Raw genomic sequence first — 17,145 nt, 5'->3', positions numbered from 1 at the left:
CGCGAACGGGCGCAGGCTGGCGCCAGCCCTTTTTCGCTCTTATTCGCCCTTCTTTGGAAAGCCCCTCCATGAGCCATCTCAGCACCCAGGAATTCCAGGCGCTGGAGATCGCTGTCCTCACCGTCAGCGATACCCGCAGCCTGCACAACGACACCTCCGGCCAGGCCCTGGTCACCTCCCTGCAGCGCGCCGGCCACGCCCTCGCCGAACGCCGGCTGGTCATCGACGACATCTACCAGATTCGCGCCGTGGTCTCGGCGTGGATCGCCGACCCCAAGGTCCAGGTCGGCCTGATCACCGGCGGTACCGGCTTCACCCTGCGCGACAACACTCCGCAAGCGGTCGCTCCGTTGCTGGAGCGCACCGTGGACGGCTTCGGTGAACTCTTCCGGCAGATTTCCCGCGAGGAAATCGGTACCTCCACCCTCCAGTCCCGCGCCATCGCCGGCATCAGCAACGGCACGCTGATCTGCTGCCTGCCCGGCTCCACCGGCGCCTGCCTGACCGCCTGGGAAAAGATCCTGGTGCACCAGCTGGACAGCCGCACCAAGCCCTGCAACTTCGTTCCCCATCTCAAACGCCTGCCCGAGCGCCCTGTGCTGGCCTGCGGTACCCGGTCATGAGCGGCTGCGGCTGCTCCGGCGCCAGCCTGCGCCCGGTGGACGAAGCCATTGCGGCACTGATGGAGTTCGTCCCCGTGGCGCCGCCGATCGTGCGCGTCGACCTGGATCACGCCCTGGGCCGCGTACTGGCCGAGGACATTCATGCGCCCATCGACCTGCCGCTGTGGGACAACAGCGCGATGGACGGCTACGCCCTACGCAGCGCCGATCTGGGCCTCGCCGGCGCGCGGCTGAAGATCGCCGGCACCATCGCCGCCGGTGATGCCGCGCAGGCCGAGCTGCAACCCGGCCAGGCCATGCGCATCTTCACCGGCGCGCCGCTGCCGCCGGGCGCGGACAGCGTGGTCGCCCAGGAGGACTGCGAGGTCGATGGCGACTGGCTGCAGGTCCCCGTGGCCGAGCACGGCAGCCACGTGCGCCGCCGCGGTGAAGAGCTCCGCAACGGCGATGCCTTGCTGAGCACCGGGAAGAAACTGCGTGCCCAGGACCTCGGCCTGCTGGCCAGCGTCGGGCTGGATCGCGTCAGCGTGTACCGTCCGCTGCGCGTCTGCCTGTTGAGCAGCGGCGATGAGTTGCGCGAGCCGGGCGAACTGCTGGCGCCGGGGCAGATCTACAACGCCAACCGCTTCAGCATCGGCGCGCTGCTGCGTGGCTGGGGCATGGAGGTGCATGACTACGGCGTGCTCGCCGACACCCTGGCGGCCAGCCGCGATGCCCTGAGCCTGGCCGCCTCCGAGTGGGACGTGCTGATCACCAGCGGCGGCGTTTCCGTGGGCGACCGCGATTATCTCAAGCAGGCGATCCGCGAACTGGGCGAGCTGCACCTGTGGAAGCTGAAGATGCAGCCGGGCAAGCCGCTGGCCTTCGGCAGCATCGCCGGCAAACCGTGGATCGGCCTGCCGGGCAACCCGGCCGCAGCGCTGGTCACCGCGCTGGTGATGGCCCGTCCCTTCCTCTGGCGTGCCCAGGGGCGCAGCGACGTGCAGACGCTGCCGGTGACGTTGCCGGCTGGCTTCGACTGGCCCACGCCCAATTCACGCCGCCAGTACCTGCGTGCGCGTCTGGAGCTGGGTGATGCCGGCGTGGCGCGCATCTGCCTGCACCCGCAGCAGGGCTCGGCCATGCTGCGCGCGGCGAGCTGGGCCGATGGCCTGGCGGTGGTGGAGGCCGGGCGCACCTTGCGCGCCGGCGAGCCGCTGCCCTTCCTGTCTTTCAGCGAACTTGGCGCCTGACGCCGTTCCCTGCCGCCGGCGGGGCCGGCGGCCTTCGAAGTGTCCGGGGGAAGCATGCAACTGGTCTGCCCGGCGGGAAGTCTGCCCGCCCTGAAATCGGCCCTGCGCGAAGGCGCCGACGCCATCTACGTCGGCTTTCGCGACGACACCAACGCCCGGCACTTCGCTGGCCTCAACCTCGATGACCGCCAGCTGCGCCAGGGCGTGGAACTTATCCACGGCGCCGGCAAGCAGATGTACGTGGCGGTCAACACCTACCCCGGCGCCGCCGGTTGGGCGCGCTGGCAGCGCGCGGTGGACCAGGCCGCCGACCTGGGCGTGGACGCACTGATCGCCGCCGACTGCGCGGTGCTCGGCTACGCCGCCAAACGCCACCCGAACCTCTCGCTTCACCTCTCGGTGCAGGGCTCGGCCACCAATGTCGCGGCGCTGGCCTTCTACCACGAGCGCTACGGCATCCGCCGCGCCGTGCTGCCGCGCGTGCTGTCGCTGGCGCAGGTGCGCCAGGTGGCGGCGAACAGCCCGGTGCCCATCGAAGTCTTCGCCTTCGGCAGCCTGTGCATCATGGCCGAAGGGCGCTGCCATCTGTCGTCCTATGTCACTGGCGAGTCGCCGAATCTCTGCGGCGTCTGCTCGCCGGCCAAGGCGGTGCGTTGGAGCGAGGAGCCCGAAGGGCTGACCTCGCGGCTCAACGACGTGCTGATCGACCGCTATGCACCAGACGAACCGGCGGGCTACCCGACCCTGTGCAAGGGCCGCTTCGTGGTCAACGGCGAGCGCTTCCATGCCCTGGAGGAGCCCACCAGCCTCAACACCATCGACCTGATTCCGCAATTGGCGGAAATCGGCGTGGCGGCCGTGAAGATCGAGGGCCGCCAGCGCAGCCCGGCCTATGTCGAGCAGGTCACCCGCGTCTGGCGCCAGGCGCTGGATTCCTGGAAGCGCGCGCCTGAGAGTTACCGCACGCTGACCCAGTGGCAGGAAGCCCTGGACAAGCTTTCCGAAGGCCACCAGACCACCCTGGGCGCCTACCATCGTTCCTGGCAGTGAGGGCGTCGTGATGAAACTGAGCTTAGGCCCGGTGCTGTTCTACTGGGACCGCCGGACACTCCTGGATTTTTATGCGCAGATGGCCGAACAGCCGCTGGACGTGATCACCCTCGGCGAGACCGTCTGCTCCAAGCGCCGTGCACTGTCGCTGGATGACTGGCTCGGCCTTGGCCGTGAGCTGCAGCAGCAGGGCAGGGCGCAGATTCTCATCTCGGGATTGGCGCTGATCGAGGCGGCCTCGGAGCTCTCCGCGCTGCGCCGGCTGTGCGGGAACGGCGAGTTGCAGGTCGAGGCCAACGACATGGGCGCAGTGCAGATTCTCTCCGGCCTCGGCGTCGAGTTCGTCGGCGGCCCTGCGCTCAACGTCTACAACGGCCACACGCTGGCGGAACTGCATGCTGCCGGATTGCGCCGCTGGGTGCCGCCGGTGGAGTGCTCCGGCGAGCAGATCCACGCGGTAATCGAGCAGGCCCGCGAGCTGGGTATCAGCGAGGTGGAGACCGAGGTGTTCGCCTACGGCCACTTGCCGCTCGCCTACTCGGCGCGCTGCTTCACCGCTCGCGCGGAAAACCGTCCCAAGGACGACTGCCAGTTCTGCTGCATGAACTACCCGGAGGGCATGTCGATGCTCAGCCAGGAGGGTTTCCCGCTGTTCACTCTCAACGGCATCCAGACGATGTCCGGCGAGGCCAGCAACCTGTTGGCGGACTACGCCTCGCTGCGTGATTGCGGCGCCGATTGGTTGCGCCTGAGCCCGCGTGCGGAAGGCATGGTGGACGTCGTGCAGGCCTTCGACCGCGTGCGCAATGGCGCCACGCCGCCGCTGGCGGTGGACGGTTGCAACGGATACTGGCATGGCCGAGCGGGCATGCTGCGCAGTGATGAGGTGAACCTGTGCTGACTCTGGAAACCGGCGCCCTGCGCGCCGCCGATCGACTCCTGCCGCTGGCCGCGCGCGTCCCCTCTGGATTGCAGCGCGCGGTGCTGCAGCGCGCCGCCAACCGGCTGTTCGCCGATGCGCTGGCCGAAGGTGCTTTCGACATACTCGACGGCCACTGGCTGCGCCTGGAGGTAAGCGACCTCGGATTGGCCTGGAGCTTCACCCACGATCGCAACGGCCTGCGCTTCGCCGACGCCTGCTCGCCGAGCGTGACCATCCGCGGAAGCTGGCGCGACTTCCTGCTATTGGCGGGGCGACAGGAGGACCCTGACACGCTGTTCTTCCGCCGGCGCCTGGTGATCGAGGGTGATACCGAACTGGGGCTGGCCGTGAAGAACCTGATCGACAGTCTCGACCCGGACAGCCTGCCGGCCTGGCTGTGGAGCGCCATGCACCGCGCCAGCCGGGTGGTGCAGGAAAACGCCTGAGTTTCAGGCCGGGGTGCGCACGAGGAACTGCAGTTCCTCGTAGAGCATCTCGAAATCCTGCACCGGCGCGTCCTGGCCGTAGCGTTTCTTCAGGCCATATTCGGTCAGGGTGATCTCATGCCTGGCCTTCACTCCGTGGCGTGCCAGGCAGTTCTGCACGCAGTGCAGGTGGCAGCCGTCGAGGGCAATGATCCGTCGGCCGGAGCAGGCTTTCTTCACCAGTGCCGGCACATCACCGCCGACTCCCGCGATGCAGGACATCTCCGCCAGTCCGTCACGGTCCAGGCGCAGGGCGAGGTCATTGGCCAACTGCGCGAGGTTGGAGCAGCCGGAGCAGGAATAGACGAGGGGCAGGTGCGGCGAGGGCGGCATGGGGACCTCCTGGGTGAGTTCCGCAGTGTCCTGCCGCCTTGGGCTGGCGCGACATGATCTGAATCAAGTCGGCGAGCGGACTACTACCAGTGAGGTAGAGGCTTCCTTGTAGGACCGAGGGGGACGCCCAGTCCTTGCTCGCGAACCAGCCCCGCAGCGGAGTCTGTTCGCGAGCAAGCTCGCTCCTACAGGTTGGGGCAGATCGGGTGGGGGACGGTCAGACCAGGTGGTTCTCCACCGCCCACACCGCCGCTTCGACGCGCGAACGCATCCCCAGCTTGTGCAGCACGCGCTTCACGTGGACCTTCACCGTGCCTTCGGTGATGTCGAGTTTGCGCGCGATCATCTTGTTGCTGTAGCCGTGGGCGAGCTGGCGCAGAATCTGCCGTTCGCGGTCGGTGAGCTCCTCGATGCCCTTGGGGCGGTCGTCGCCGCGCAGCGCCTGGGCCAGCACCTGGGTCAGTTGGGGGCTGATGGTGAGCTGGCCGGTGGCGGCCTGGCGGATGTGTTCGAGCAGGCGCTCGGGTTCCATGTCCTTGAGCAGATAGCCGTCGGCGCCGGCACGCAGGACGTTGATCACGTCGTTGCGATCATCGGAGACGGTGAACACCACGATGCGTGCGTCCACGCCCTGTTCGCGCATGGCGCGCAGGGTGTCGAGGCCGGTCATGCCCTTCATGTTGAGGTCGAGCAGGATCATGTCCGGTTCCAGCTCCGCAGCCAGGCGCAGCGCTTCCTCGCCGCTGCCGGCTTCACCCACGACCTGCAGGTCGTCCTCGAACTCCAGCAGCTGAACCACGCCCTTGCGCATCATCGGGTGGTCGTCGACGAGCAGGATGCGCGCGCGGTCGTCGGTGGGGGTGGCCGTCATGGGTGGGTCTCCGGGGACTGCGACAGGGGTTTGTGGGTGAAGCGCACGCTGACGCGGGTGCCCTGCGGCATGCGTGGGGCGATGCTGAAGTTCGCCTCTAGGGTCTGGCTGCGCTCCCGCATGATGCTAAGCCCATAGTGCCCATTGCGGCTCTGCGCTGGGTCAAAGCCGACGCCGTCGTCGTCGATGGTGATGCACACCTGGTCGTCGGCATCCTCGGCAAGGCTGACCTTCGCGTGGCTGGCGCGGGCATGGCGCACCACGTTGGACAGCGCCTCGCGGACGATCTGCAGGATGTGGATTTCCTCGTTGGGGTTGAGCGGGATGTGCGCCATGCGGTTGTCCAGCTCGATGGCCAGGTCGCCACGCTCGCCGAACTCCTCCACCGTCTTCACCAGCGCCGCCTCCAGGCTGGATTGCTCCAGACTCAGGCGGAAGGTGGTAAGCAGTTCGCGCAACTGGCGGTAGGCGCTGTTGAGTCCTTCGCGCAGCTCGTCGAGGGTTTCGTCGATCTTTTCCGCGGGCGCTTCGCGCTTGAGCAGGGTGGCCAGGCGGCTGACCTGGATCTTCAGGTAGGACAGCGATTGCGCCAGTGAGTCGTGCAGTTCGCGGGCGATGGTGCCGCGCTCGGCGAACAGCGCCAGGCGGTTCTCCTGCTCCTGTTGCAGGGACAGGGCGAAGGTGCGCGCGATGTTGTCGCAGAAGCCTTCTACGAACTGCCGCTGCCAGTCTTCCAGACGGCCGCTGGCAGTCTCGATGAACAGCTCGCCGAAGCGGTGCTCGCCAATGGACAGCGGCTGCATCAGCAACGGGTTGAGCCCCTTGGTCGGTTCGCTGCAGTGCTCGGCCTGGGCACGGCAGTCGCCGCAGTTGCCCTGCAGGCAGAAGCCGCCGGTGATGCCGTCGGTGGTCAGCGAGGTGTAGGCGCGTTCGACGCCGTCCTTGTTCAGGCACAAGGTCACCTTGCCGGCTTGCAGCACGCGTTCGAGCTGGTTCAGCAGCGGTTGCAGGGTACGTTCGTCGTAGGGGTCCTGGCCCAGGCGGCGGGCGCTGGCGTAGAGCAGTTCCAGGCGCTGGTGGCTGTTGGAGAGGTCGCGGGTCTTGTCTTCCACCCGCGCTTCCAGCTCGCGGTAGATGGCCTGCAGTTCCGTCGCCATCTGGTTGAAGCGTTCGCCCAGCTGACTCAGCTCATCCTCGCCGCTGCTGCTGACCCGCGCGCTGAGGTCGCCCTGGCCGAGCCGGCGGGCGGTGCTGGTGAGGTCGCGCAAGGGGCCGACCACGTGGTAGCTCAGGTCGTAGAGGCTGATGAAGACCACCAGCAGGCTGAGGAACAGGCACAGGCCCTGCACCGTGCTGAGCATCTGCGAGCGCTGCTCGGCGTTGCTCTGCAGCGTGCCGACGAAGGCATCGATATGGCTGACGAAGGTGTCCAGCGTCTCTAGCGCCGGGGCCTGGGCCAGGTCGAGCTTGCTCAGCTCCTGGCGCAGTTGTTCGTGTTGCCGGCGGATTGGCGCGTCGGCATCGGCGCGGCGCAGCAGGCGGTTGATCTCCTCGCTGTCCATGCGCGCGCGCAGGGTGGATTGCAGGGCCTGGCGGTTGATCGGCGATGGGTCCAGCGCCAGGCGGTAGGTGAGCATGCGCAGGGAACCGGCCTGGTTGATCACCGCCGCGTCCTGGTGCGAATAGTCGGCGAACAGCAGGGCGCTGAACATGCCGGCCAGCGCCAGCGACACCAGCAGGGTGAGGTAGCAGCCGAAGCGCACGACGATGGATTTGCGCAGGGAAGGGCGCCCGGCGGGGGGACTACCCACAAAGAATCGGTCGCTGGCGGAGGGTTCGGTCGAGTGCACCGTATTCATTAAAAATGCCTTTAAAAACAATAAATTAAGCATTCGTTTCGGTGATACCCACTAGGAGGTAGCGGCGCGCATCTGCTCATGAATCGCCCTTTGGCTCATTGATGACGATCAAGAGAAGGCGACTAGTCCTTACCTAACGTGCGGGCAAAGGCTGTCAGGAAGTGAGCTTAGCCATGCTGTCCCATCGTCAGAAACAGTACTCCGTGCTCGGCATGAGCACACTGGCGTTCGCCGTGAACTTCGCGGTCTGGACGATGTTTTCGATCATCGGTATTCGCATCAAGGAGGAGCTGGGGCTGTCAGAAGCCCAGTTCGGCCTGATGGTGGCGTTGCCGATCCTTACCGGTTCGCTGGTGCGCCTGCCGCTGGGGTTGATCACCGACCGCTTCGGCGGGCGCATCGTGTTCTTCATCCACATGCTGCTGGTGGCCATCCCGATCTACGGCCTGGCCTTCGCCACGCTCTACTGGCACTACCTGGTGCTCGGTCTGTTCGTCGGTCTGGCCGGCGGCTCCTTCGCGGTAGGCATCGCCTACACCTCCTCGTGGTTCGAGAAGGAACGCCAGGGCACCGCCATGGGCATCTTCGGCGCCGGCAATGCGGGCGCGGCGATCACCAACCTGGTGGCGCCGATGATCGTGGTCGCCGTCGGCTGGCGCATGGTCCCGCAGATCTACTCGGTGGCCATGCTGGTGACCGCGCTGCTGTTCTGGTTCTGCACCTGGACGGACCCGGCCCACACCAAGGGCGGCGACGCCGACCCGAGCCGTCCGCGGCCGACCCTGGCCAAGCAGCTGGCGCCGCTGGGCGAGCTGCGCGTGTGGCGCTTCGGCCTGTACTACTTCTTCGTCTTCGGCGGCTTCGTCGCCCTGGCCCTGTGGCTGCCCAAGTACTACATCGCCGAGTACGGCCTGGACCTGCGCACCGCGTCCTTCATCACCATGCTGTTCACCCTGCCGTCGGGCCTGATCCGTGCCCTGGGCGGCTGGTTCAGCGACCACTACGGCGCCCGTGCGGTGAACTGGGGCGTGTTCTGGATCTGCCTGGTCTGCCTCTTCTTCCTGTCCTATCCGCCGACCACCATGACCATCCACGGCATCAAGGGTGACGTCAGCCTCGGCATCGGCCTGAACGTCTGGCTGTTCACCTTCCTGGTGTTCGTCGTCGGCATCGCCCAGGGCTTCGGCAAGGCCAGCGTGTACCGGATCATCCACGACTACTACCCGCAGAACATGGGCACCGTCGGCGGCATGGTCGGGGTCATCGGCGGCCTCGGCGGCTTCTGCCTGCCCATCCTGTTCGGCTACGCCGCCGACCGCATCGGCGTGCGCTCCTCCTGCTTCATGTTGCTGTTCGGCCTGACCGTGATCTGCATGGTCTGGATGCACTACGCGATCAAGCAGCAACAGCGTCGCGACGGCCAGGCCCCGGCGGCCGATGTCGACGCCACCCCCATTCCTTCTTCGTCAATCCCGAGGTAGTGCCGTCATGGGCATGATCAACACCCAACTCAAAGCCGCCAGCGGTCCGCTGCTGATCGACTGGCGCCCCGAGGACTCCGAGTTCTGGGCGCAGAGCGGCAAGCGTATCGCCGCACGCAACCTGTGGATCTCGATTCCCGCGCTGCTGCTGGCCTTTGCCGTGTGGATGATCTGGAGCACCGTCACCGTGCGCCTGAACGCCGCCGGTTTCAGCTTCAGCAACGACCAGCTGTTCCTGCTTGCCGCGCTGCCGTCGATTTCCGGCGCCACCCTGCGGGTGTTCTATTCCTTCATGGTGCCGATGGTCGGTGGCCGTCGCTGGACTGCGCTGTCCACTGCCTCGCTGCTGATCCCTTGCATCTGGCTGGGCTTCGCGGTGCAGGAGCCGAGCACGCCTTACTGGGTGTTCGCCACCATCGCGCTGCTGTGCGGCTTCGGCGGCGGCAACTTCGCTTCCAGCATGTCCAACATCAGCTTCTTCTACCCGAAGAACCAGCAGGGCACCGCTCTGGGCCTGAACGCTGGCCTGGGCAACCTGGGCGTCTCGGTGATGCAGTTCGCCGTCCCGCTGGCCGTGGCCGGCGGTCTGTTCGGCGCCTTTGGCGGCGAGCCGCAGCAACTCAGTGACGGCGGTCGCCTGTTCCTGCAGAACGCCGGCTGGATCTGGGTGCCTTTCATCGCCGTGGTCTCCATCGCCGCCTGGTTCGGCATGAACGACATTGCCGATGCCAAGGCCTCGTTCCGTGAGCAGTCGGTGATCTTCAAGCGCAAGCACAACTGGCTGATGTGCTGGCTGTACGTGGCCACCTTCGGCTCGTTCATCGGCTTCTCCGCCGGCTTCGCCATGCTCAGCAAGACCCAGTTCCCGGACATCAACCCGCTGCAGTACGCCTTCCTCGGCCCGCTGGTGGGTGCCCTGAGCCGGCCGCTGGGCGGCTGGCTGGCGGACAAGTTCGGCGGCGCGCGCATCACCCTGTGGAACTACGCGGCAATGATCGCCGGCGTGTTCGCGGTGATCAGCTTCCTGCCCGGTGCGAGCGGCGCCGGCAGCTTCTTCGGCTTCCTCGGCTCCTTCATCGCACTGTTCTTCTTCGCCGGCATCGGCAACGGCAGCACCTTCCGCATGATCCCGGTGATCTTCCGCAATGAGTGGGCCGCGCGCCTGAAACAAGGCGGCTTCAGCGAGGCCCAGGCAACCAAGAACGCCAGCATGGAATCGGCCGCGGTGATCGGTTTCTCCGCCGCTATCGGCGCGTTCGGCGGCTTCTTCATTCCCAAGGCGTTCGGCACCTCGCTGGCCATGACCGGCAGCGCCGAGGGCGCCCTGTACCTGTTCGTCGCCTACTACCTGAGCTGCATCGTCGCCACCTGGTGGTGGTACGCGCGCAAGGGCGCGGAAAGCCCCTGTTGATCGATTGCCGTGGTGGGCGCCCCGTGCGCCCGCCGCAAGACCTGTTTCGCGAGCTTGATTAGCGTTTTAACGCCCGGCGCAGACCGGGTGAGGAGATACAGATGAGTTACCTGCTCGACCGCCTGCAATTCTTCAAGAAGAAGCAGGGCGAATTCGCCGATGGTCATGGCGAAGTCAGCAACGAGAGCCGTGCCTGGGAAAACAGTTACCGGCAGCGCTGGCAGCACGACAAGATCGTGCGTTCCACCCACGGGGTGAACTGCACCGGCTCGTGCTCCTGGAAGATCTACGTGAAGAACGGCCTGATCACTTGGGAAACCCAGCAGACCGATTACCCGCGGACCCGCCCGGACCTGCCCAACCACGAGCCGCGCGGCTGCCCCCGTGGCGCCAGCTACTCCTGGTACATCTACAGCGCCAACCGCCTGAAGTACCCCAAGGTGCGCAAGCCGCTGCTCAAGCTCTGGCGTGAAGCTCGCGCTGTTCACAACGACCCGGTGGACGCCTGGGCCAGCATCGTCGAAGACTCGGCCAAGGCGAAAAGCTACAAGAGCGAGCGCGGCCTGGGCGGCTTCGTGCGTTCGAGCTGGAACGAAGTCACCGAGATCATCGCCGCCGCCAACGTCTACACCGCCAAGACCTATGGCCCGGACCGCGTCATCGGCTTCTCGCCGATCCCGGCGATGTCCATGGTCAGCTACGCTGCCGGCGCCCGTTACCTGTCGCTGATCGGCGGCGTGTGCCTGTCCTTCTACGACTGGTACTGCGACCTGCCGCCTGCGTCCCCGCAGATCTGGGGCGAGCAGACCGACGTGCCGGAATCGGCCGACTGGTACAACTCCAGCTACATCATCGCCTGGGGCTCCAACGTCCCGCAGACCCGTACCCCCGACGCGCACTTCTTCACCGAGGTCCGCTACAAGGGCACCAAGACCGTGGCCGTCACCCCGGACTATTCCGAAGTGGCCAAGCTCACCGACCTCTGGCTCAACCCCAAGCAGGGCACCGACGCTGCGCTGGGCATGGCCTTCGGTCACGTCATCCTCAAGGAATTCCACCTCGACAAACCCAGCGCCTACTTCGTCGACTACTGCCGCCAGTACACCGACATGCCAATGCTGGTGCTGCTCGAACCGCACGAAGGCGGCGTGCTCAAGCCGACCCGCTACCTGCGCGCGGCGGACCTGGCGAACAACCTCGGCCAGGGCAACAACCCCGAGTGGAAGACCATCGGCCTGGACGAAATCTCCGGCGAGCTGGTTTCGCCCACTGGCGCCATCGGCTACCGCTGGGGCGAGTCCGGCAAGTGGAACATCGAGGAGAAGGAAGGCGGCGAGAAGCGTGACACCCGCCTGGCCCTGACCCTGATCGACGGCCCGGAAAAGGCCTGCGACGTGGCCTTCCCATACTTCGCCGGGCAAGAGCATCCGCACTTCAAGGGCGTGGACAACGACGAGGTGCTGGTGCGCCGCGTGCCGTTCCGCGAAGTGACTGGCGCCGACGGCCAGACCCTGCGCGTCGCCACCGTGTATGACCTGCAGATGGCCAACTACAGCGTCGATCGTGGCCTGGGCGGCGGCAACGTGGCCGCGTCCTACACCGACGCCGACGTGCCCTACACCCCGGCCTGGCAGGCGCGCATCACCGGTGTGCCGGCGGCGCGCGCCATCCAGGTGGCCCGTGAGTTCGCCGACAGCGCCGACAAGACCCACGGCAAGGCCATGGTCATCATCGGCGCGGCGATGAACCACTGGTACCACATGGACATGAACTACCGCGCGGTCATCAACATGCTGATGATGTGCGGTTGCATCGGCCAGAGCGGTGGCGGCTGGGCGCACTATGTGGGCCAGGAAAAACTCCGCCCGCAGACCGGCTGGGTCCCGCTGGCGTTCGGCACCGACTGGAGCCGTCCGCCACGGCAGATGAACGGCACCAGCTTCTTCTACCTGCACAGCTCGCAATGGCGCCACGAGAAGATCTCGATGCACGAGGTTCTTTCCCCGCTGGCCGATACCAAACAATTCCCTGAGCACGCGCTGGACTACAACATCCGCGCCGAGCGTATGGGCTGGTTGCCGTCCGCCCCGCAGCTCAACCGCAACCCGCTGCGCATCGCCGCCGACGCCGAGAAGGCCGGTATTCCGGTGCAGGACTACGTAGTGCGCGAGCTCAAGGCCGGCAACCTGCGCGTGGCCAGTGAGCAGCCGGACGATCCGCAGAACTTCCCGCGCAACATGTTCATCTGGCGCTCCAACCTGCTCGGCTCCTCGGGCAAGGGCCACGAGTACATGCTCAAGTACCTGCTGGGCGCTAAGAACGGCGTGATGAACGACGACCTCGGCAAGGCCGGCGGCCCGTGCCCGGGCGAAGTCGATTGGGTCGAGCAGGGCGCCGAAGGCAAGCTGGACCTGGTCACCACCCTGGACTTCCGCATGTCCTCCACCTGCATGTATTCGGACATCGTCCTGCCGACCGCGACCTGGTACGAGAAGGACGACCTCAACACCTCCGACATGCACCCCTTCATCCACCCGCTGTCCGCCGCTACCGATCCGGCGTGGGAAGCCAAGAGCGACTGGGAAATCTACAAGGCCATCGCCAGGAAGTTCTCCGAGGTTTCCGTCGGTCACCTGGGTGTGGAGAAGGACCTGGTCACCGTGCCGCTGCTGCACGACACCGCCAACGAACTCGCGCAGCCTTTCGGCGGCAGCGACTGGAAGAAGGGCGAGTGCGAACCGGTTCCCGGCCGCAGCATGCCGACCCTGCATGTGGTCGAGCGTGACTACCCGAACACCTACAAGAAATTCACCTCCCTCGGCCCGCTGCTGGACAAGCTCGGCAACGGCGGCAAGGGCATCGGCTGGAACACCGACAAGGAAATCAAGCTGCTCGGCGAGCTGAACCATCGGGTGACCGAACCGGGCATCAGCGAAGGCCGTCCGCGCATCGAGAGCGCCATCGACGCCGCCGAGGTGATCCTTGCCCTGGCACCGGAAACCAATGGCCAGGTGGCCGTGAAGGCCTGGGAAGCACTGTCGAAGTTCACTGGTCGCGACCACACCCACCTGGCGCTGCCCAAGGAAGAAGAGAAGATCCGCTTCCGCGACGTCCAGGCGCAGCCGCGCAAGATCATCTCCAGTCCCACCTGGTCGGGCCTCGAAGATGAGCACGTGAGCTACAACGCCGGCTACACCAACGTCCACGAAATGATCCCGTGGCGCACCCTCACCGGTCGCCAGCAGTTCTACCAGGATCACCCGTGGATGCAGGCCTTCGGCGAGGGTTTCGTCAGCTACCGGCCGCCGGTCAACACCCGCAGCACCGACAAGCTGTTCAACAAGAAGCCCAACGGCCACACCGAGATCACCCTGAACTGGATCACCCCGCACCAGAAGTGGGGCATCCACTCCACCTACAGCGACAACCTGCTGATGCTCACCCTGTCGCGCGGTGGCCCGATCATCTGGATGAGCGAGAACGACGCCAGGCGCGCCGGCATCGAGGACAACGACTGGGTCGAAGTCTTCAACGCCAACGGCGCCGCGACCTGCCGCGCGGTGGTCAGCCAGCGCGTGAAGGACGGCATGGTGATGATGTACCACGCCCAGGAACGCATCGTGAACCTGCCGGGCAGCGAAACCACCGGCACCCGCGGCGGCCACCACAACTCGGTGACCCGCGTGGTCCTCAAACCCACCCACATGATCGGCGGCTACGCCCAGCAGGCGTGGGGCTTCAACTACTACGGCACCGTCGGCTGCAACCGCGACGAGTTCGTCGTGGTGCGCAAGATGAACAAGGTCGACTGGCTCGACGAGCCGGAGCAGGGCGGGCTGGGCGGTGACGCCCTGCCGCAACCGCTGCCCCAGGACATTTGAGGATTACTGCCATGAAAATTCGTTCGCAAGTCGGCATGGTGCTGAACCTCGACAAATGCATCGGTTGCCACACCTGCTCCATCACCTGCAAGAACGTCTGGACCAGCCGCGAAGGCGTCGAGTACGCCTGGTTCAACAACGTCGAAACCAAGCCCGGCATCGGTTACCCGAAGGAGTGGGAAAACCAGGAGAAGTGGAAGGGAGGCTGGAAGCGTAACGCCGACGGCTCCATCGTCCCGCGCATCGGCGGCAAGTTCCGCGTGCTGGCGAACATCTTCGCCAACCCGGACCTGCCGGAAATCGATGACTATTACGAGCCCTTCGACTTCGATTACCAGCACCTGCACACCGCGCCCAAGGCCCAGCATCAGCCGGTCGCCCGGCCGCGCTCGCTGGTCTCCGGCCAGCGCATGCAGAAGATCGAGTGGGGCCCCAACTGGGAGGAAATCCTCGGCACCGAATTCGCCAAGCGCCGCAAGGACAAGAACTTCGATCAGGTCCAGGCGGACATCTACGGCGAGTACGAAAACACCTTCATGATGTACCTGCCGCGCCTGTGCGAGCACTGCCTGAACCCGGCGTGCGTGGCTTCGTGCCCGAGCGGTGCGATCTACAAGCGCGAGGAAGACGGCATCGTCCTCATCGACCAGGACAAGTGCCGCGGCTGGCGCATGTGCATCAGCGGCTGCCCGTACAAGAAGATCTACTTCAACTGGAAGAGCGGCAAATCCGAGAAGTGCATCTTCTGCTACCCGCGCATCGAGGCCGGCCAGCCGACCGTCTGCTCGGAAACCTGCGTGGGTCGCATCCGCTACCTCGGCGTGCTGCTGTACGACGCCGACCGCATCCACGAAGTGGCCACCTGCGAGAACGAGCGCGAGCTGTACCAGAAGCAGCTGGAAATCTTCCTCGATCCATTCGACCCGAAAGTGATCGAGCAGGCCCGCAAGGACGGCGTGCCGGACAGCGTCATCGAGTCCGCGCAGAAATCGCCGGTGTACAAGCTGGCCATGGACTGGAAGTTGGCCCTGCCGCTGCACCCGGAGTACCGCACCCTGCCGATGGTCTGGTACGTGCCGCCGCTGTCGCCGATCCAGAACGCCGCTTCCGAAGGCCATATTGGCAGCGACGGGGTGATCCCGGACGTCGAATCCCTGCGCATCCCCGTGCAGTACCTGGCCAACCTGCTGACCGCCGGCGACACCGCCCCGGTGCTGCTGGCCCTCAAGCGCCTGCTGGCCATGCGTGCCTACAAGCGTGCCGAGCACGTGGAAGGCAAGCAGGACCTGGACGTGCTGAAGAAGGTCGGCCTCTCCGTGAACCAGGTGGAAGAGATGTACCGCTACCTGGCCATCGCCAACTACGAAGACCGCTTCGTCATCCCGACTGCGCACCGTGAAGAGGCGCTGTCGGATGCTTTCGCCGAGCGTTCGGGTTGCGGCTTCAGCTTCGGCAACGGTTGCTCCAGCAACTCCGGCGTCAACCTGTTCGGCGGCAAGGCCGTGGACCAGCGCAACGTCATCCAGACCGTGCAGATACAGGAGTGAGCGCCATGACCATTTCCATGGAAAGCCACAGCCAGTTACTGAAGCTCAGCGCGCTGCTGCTGGACTATCCGCGCGTCGAACTGCGCGAGGAAAGCCTGGCGCTGCATGCATTGATCCGCACCTGCGACCTGCCCGAAGCGCAGCGCGACGGCCTCGCCGCGTTGCTCAACGAGTTGTGCCAGGGCGACATCCTCGACGTGCAGGCCCGTTACGACGGACTGTTCGAACGCGGTCGCTCGGTCTCGCTGCTGCTGTTCGAACACGTGCATGGCGAGTCCCGCGACCGTGGCCAGGCCATGGTCGACCTGATGGACCGCTACACCCAGGCGGGCCTGGCCATCGACGTCAACGAGCTGCCCGACTACCTGCCGCTGTACCTGGAGTTCCTCGCCCTGCAGGACGCCGAATCGGCCCGCGTGGGCCTGGCGGAAGTCGCGCACATCCTCGCGCTGATCGCGCTGCGTCTGGAGGAACGCGGCAGCGCTTATGCCGCCGTGTTCCAGGGCCTGCTGGAGCTGTCCGGCGAGCGGCCGGACATGAGCGCGCTCAAGCGCGACCGCGAACAGGAAGTGCGCGACGACAGCCTGGAAGCCATCGACAAGGCCTGGGAGGAAACCCCGGTGAGCTTTGCCGAGCCGGCCGCCGGCTGCCCGTCCACCAGCGCGCGACGTGTCTCCACGTCCGCCGAACAACCCATGCAGTGGGTCGCCCAGCCGGTTCCGCAGATGCAGTACCGGGCGGCCAAAGTAGGAGCCTGACCATGTCCCTCAATCTTCTCGCCTTCGGGATCTACCCCTATGTCGCGCTGCTCATCTGCCTGATCGGCAGCTGGGCGCGCTTCGACCTCTCGCAATACACCTGGAAAGCCGGCTCCAGCCAGATGCTGAGCAAGAAGGGCATGCGCGTGTACAGCAACCTATTCCACGTCGGTGTGCTGTTCATCCTCGCCGGCCACTTCGTCGGCCTGCTGACCCCGCACTCGGTCTATGAGCACCTGATCAGCACCGAGCAGAAGCAACTGCTGGCGATGGTTTCCGGCGGCTTCTTCGGCATCCTCTGCTTCATCGGCCTGACCGGCCTGATCCTGCGCCGCCTGACCAACGACCGCGTACGCGCCACCGGCAACGCGTCGGACCTGATGATCCTGCTGGTGCTCTACGTCCAGCTGATCCTCGGCCTGTCCACCATCGTCGCTTCCACCCATCACCTGGATGGTTCGGTGATGGTGATGCTCGCCAACTGGGCGCAGTCCATCGTCACCTTCCAGCCGCTGGCCGCCGCCGAGGCGATCGCTCCGGTCTCGCTGGTCTACAAGCTGCACGTGACCCTCGGCCTGACCCTGTTCGTTCTGTTCCCCTTCACCCGCCTGGTGCACATCGTCAGCGCCCCGGTGTGGTACTTCGGCCGCCGTTACCAGGTGGTCCGCACCAAGCGTCGCGCAGCGTAATGA

At 65.9% G+C, this 17,145-nt stretch carries 14 protein-coding genes; 11 read left to right on the top strand and 3 right to left on the bottom strand.

The window, feature by feature from the left end:
• Nucleotides 1-68: 68 nt before the first annotated feature.
• Genes moaB through O6P39_RS21430 form a run of 5 tightly spaced genes read left to right on the top strand, consistent with a single transcriptional unit; the run spans nucleotide 69 to nucleotide 4,273 of the window.
• The gene (moaB, locus tag O6P39_RS21450) at nucleotides 69-623 is read left to right on the top strand and encodes a molybdenum cofactor biosynthesis protein B (RefSeq protein ID WP_275608434.1); all 555 of its coding nucleotides are present in this window, start codon (nucleotides 69-71) and stop codon (nucleotides 621-623) included.
• Nucleotides 620-1,855: a gephyrin-like molybdotransferase Glp gene (gene glp, locus O6P39_RS21445; protein WP_275608433.1), complete on the top strand. Its 1,236-nt coding sequence runs from the start codon at nucleotides 620-622 to the stop codon at nucleotides 1,853-1,855. Before moaB ends, glp begins: the two co-directional genes overlap by 4 nt.
• Before the next feature lie 54 nt (nucleotides 1,856-1,909).
• Nucleotides 1,910-2,905, top strand: a complete 996-nt coding sequence (locus tag O6P39_RS21440; protein ID WP_275608432.1) for a peptidase U32 family protein — start codon at nucleotides 1,910-1,912, stop codon at nucleotides 2,903-2,905.
• A 10-nt stretch (nucleotides 2,906-2,915) separates the two neighbouring features.
• Nucleotides 2,916-3,806, top strand: a complete 891-nt coding sequence (locus O6P39_RS21435; protein ID WP_275608431.1) for a U32 family peptidase — start codon at nucleotides 2,916-2,918, stop codon at nucleotides 3,804-3,806.
• Nucleotides 3,800-4,273 carry an SCP2 sterol-binding domain-containing protein gene (locus tag O6P39_RS21430; protein WP_275608430.1) on the top strand — a complete coding sequence of 158 codons (474 nt, stop codon included), beginning with the start codon at nucleotides 3,800-3,802 and terminating at the stop codon, nucleotides 4,271-4,273. The genes O6P39_RS21435 and O6P39_RS21430 overlap by 7 nt, the downstream gene beginning before the upstream one ends.
• Before the next feature lie 3 nt (nucleotides 4,274-4,276).
• Here the strand turns inward: O6P39_RS21430 and O6P39_RS21425 are convergent, their stop codons facing one another.
• The 3 genes from O6P39_RS21425 to O6P39_RS21415 form a co-directional block, all read right to left on the bottom strand.
• Nucleotides 4,277-4,645 carry a putative zinc-binding protein gene (locus tag O6P39_RS21425; RefSeq protein WP_275608429.1) on the bottom strand — a complete coding sequence of 123 codons (369 nt, stop codon included), beginning with the start codon at nucleotides 4,643-4,645 and terminating at the stop codon, nucleotides 4,277-4,279.
• A gap of 217 nt (nucleotides 4,646-4,862) precedes the next feature.
• A complete protein-coding gene (narL, locus tag O6P39_RS21420; protein WP_275608428.1) occupies nucleotides 4,863-5,516 on the bottom strand; it encodes a two-component system response regulator NarL in 654 nt (217 codons plus the stop codon).
• On the bottom strand, nucleotides 5,513-7,375 hold the full coding sequence (locus O6P39_RS21415) for a histidine kinase (protein ID WP_275608427.1): 1,863 nt from the start codon (nucleotides 7,373-7,375) through the stop codon (nucleotides 5,513-5,515). Before O6P39_RS21415 ends, narL begins: the two co-directional genes overlap by 4 nt.
• A 173-nt stretch (nucleotides 7,376-7,548) precedes the next feature.
• On the opposite strand from O6P39_RS21415, the gene O6P39_RS21410 reads away from it, so the two are divergent.
• The 6 genes from O6P39_RS21410 to narI all read left to right on the top strand — a co-directional run bounded on the left by O6P39_RS21410 (nucleotide 7,549) and on the right by narI (nucleotide 17,142).
• A complete protein-coding gene (locus O6P39_RS21410) occupies nucleotides 7,549-8,856 on the top strand; it encodes a nitrate/nitrite transporter (RefSeq protein ID WP_275608426.1) in 1,308 nt (435 codons plus the stop codon).
• A gap of 7 nt (nucleotides 8,857-8,863) precedes the next feature.
• Nucleotides 8,864-10,267, top strand: a complete 1,404-nt coding sequence (locus O6P39_RS21405; protein WP_275608425.1) for a NarK family nitrate/nitrite MFS transporter — start codon at nucleotides 8,864-8,866, stop codon at nucleotides 10,265-10,267.
• A gap of 101 nt (nucleotides 10,268-10,368) precedes the next feature.
• Nucleotides 10,369-14,148 (top strand): nitrate reductase subunit alpha, encoded by a 3,780-nt coding sequence (locus O6P39_RS21400; RefSeq protein ID WP_275608424.1) that lies wholly within the window; start codon nucleotides 10,369-10,371, stop codon nucleotides 14,146-14,148.
• Between the two features lie 11 nt (nucleotides 14,149-14,159).
• A complete protein-coding gene (gene narH / locus O6P39_RS21395; RefSeq protein ID WP_275608423.1) occupies nucleotides 14,160-15,695 on the top strand; it encodes a nitrate reductase subunit beta in 1,536 nt (511 codons plus the stop codon).
• Between the two features lie 17 nt (nucleotides 15,696-15,712).
• Nucleotides 15,713-16,453, top strand: coding sequence for a nitrate reductase molybdenum cofactor assembly chaperone (gene narJ / locus O6P39_RS21390; RefSeq protein ID WP_275612000.1), 741 nt, complete (start codon nucleotides 15,713-15,715; stop codon nucleotides 16,451-16,453).
• A gap of 2 nt (nucleotides 16,454-16,455) precedes the next feature.
• Nucleotides 16,456-17,142, top strand: coding sequence for a respiratory nitrate reductase subunit gamma (gene narI / locus O6P39_RS21385; protein WP_275608422.1), 687 nt, complete (start codon nucleotides 16,456-16,458; stop codon nucleotides 17,140-17,142).
• The last annotated feature ends 3 nt before the right edge of the window (nucleotides 17,143-17,145 follow it).

The organism is Pseudomonas sp. PSE14, assembly GCF_029203285.1.
Taxonomy (GTDB): domain Bacteria; phylum Pseudomonadota; class Gammaproteobacteria; order Pseudomonadales; family Pseudomonadaceae; genus Pseudomonas.
The sequence above is the reverse complement of the archived record's forward strand: the minus strand, read 5'-3'. Positions and strand labels throughout refer to the sequence as shown.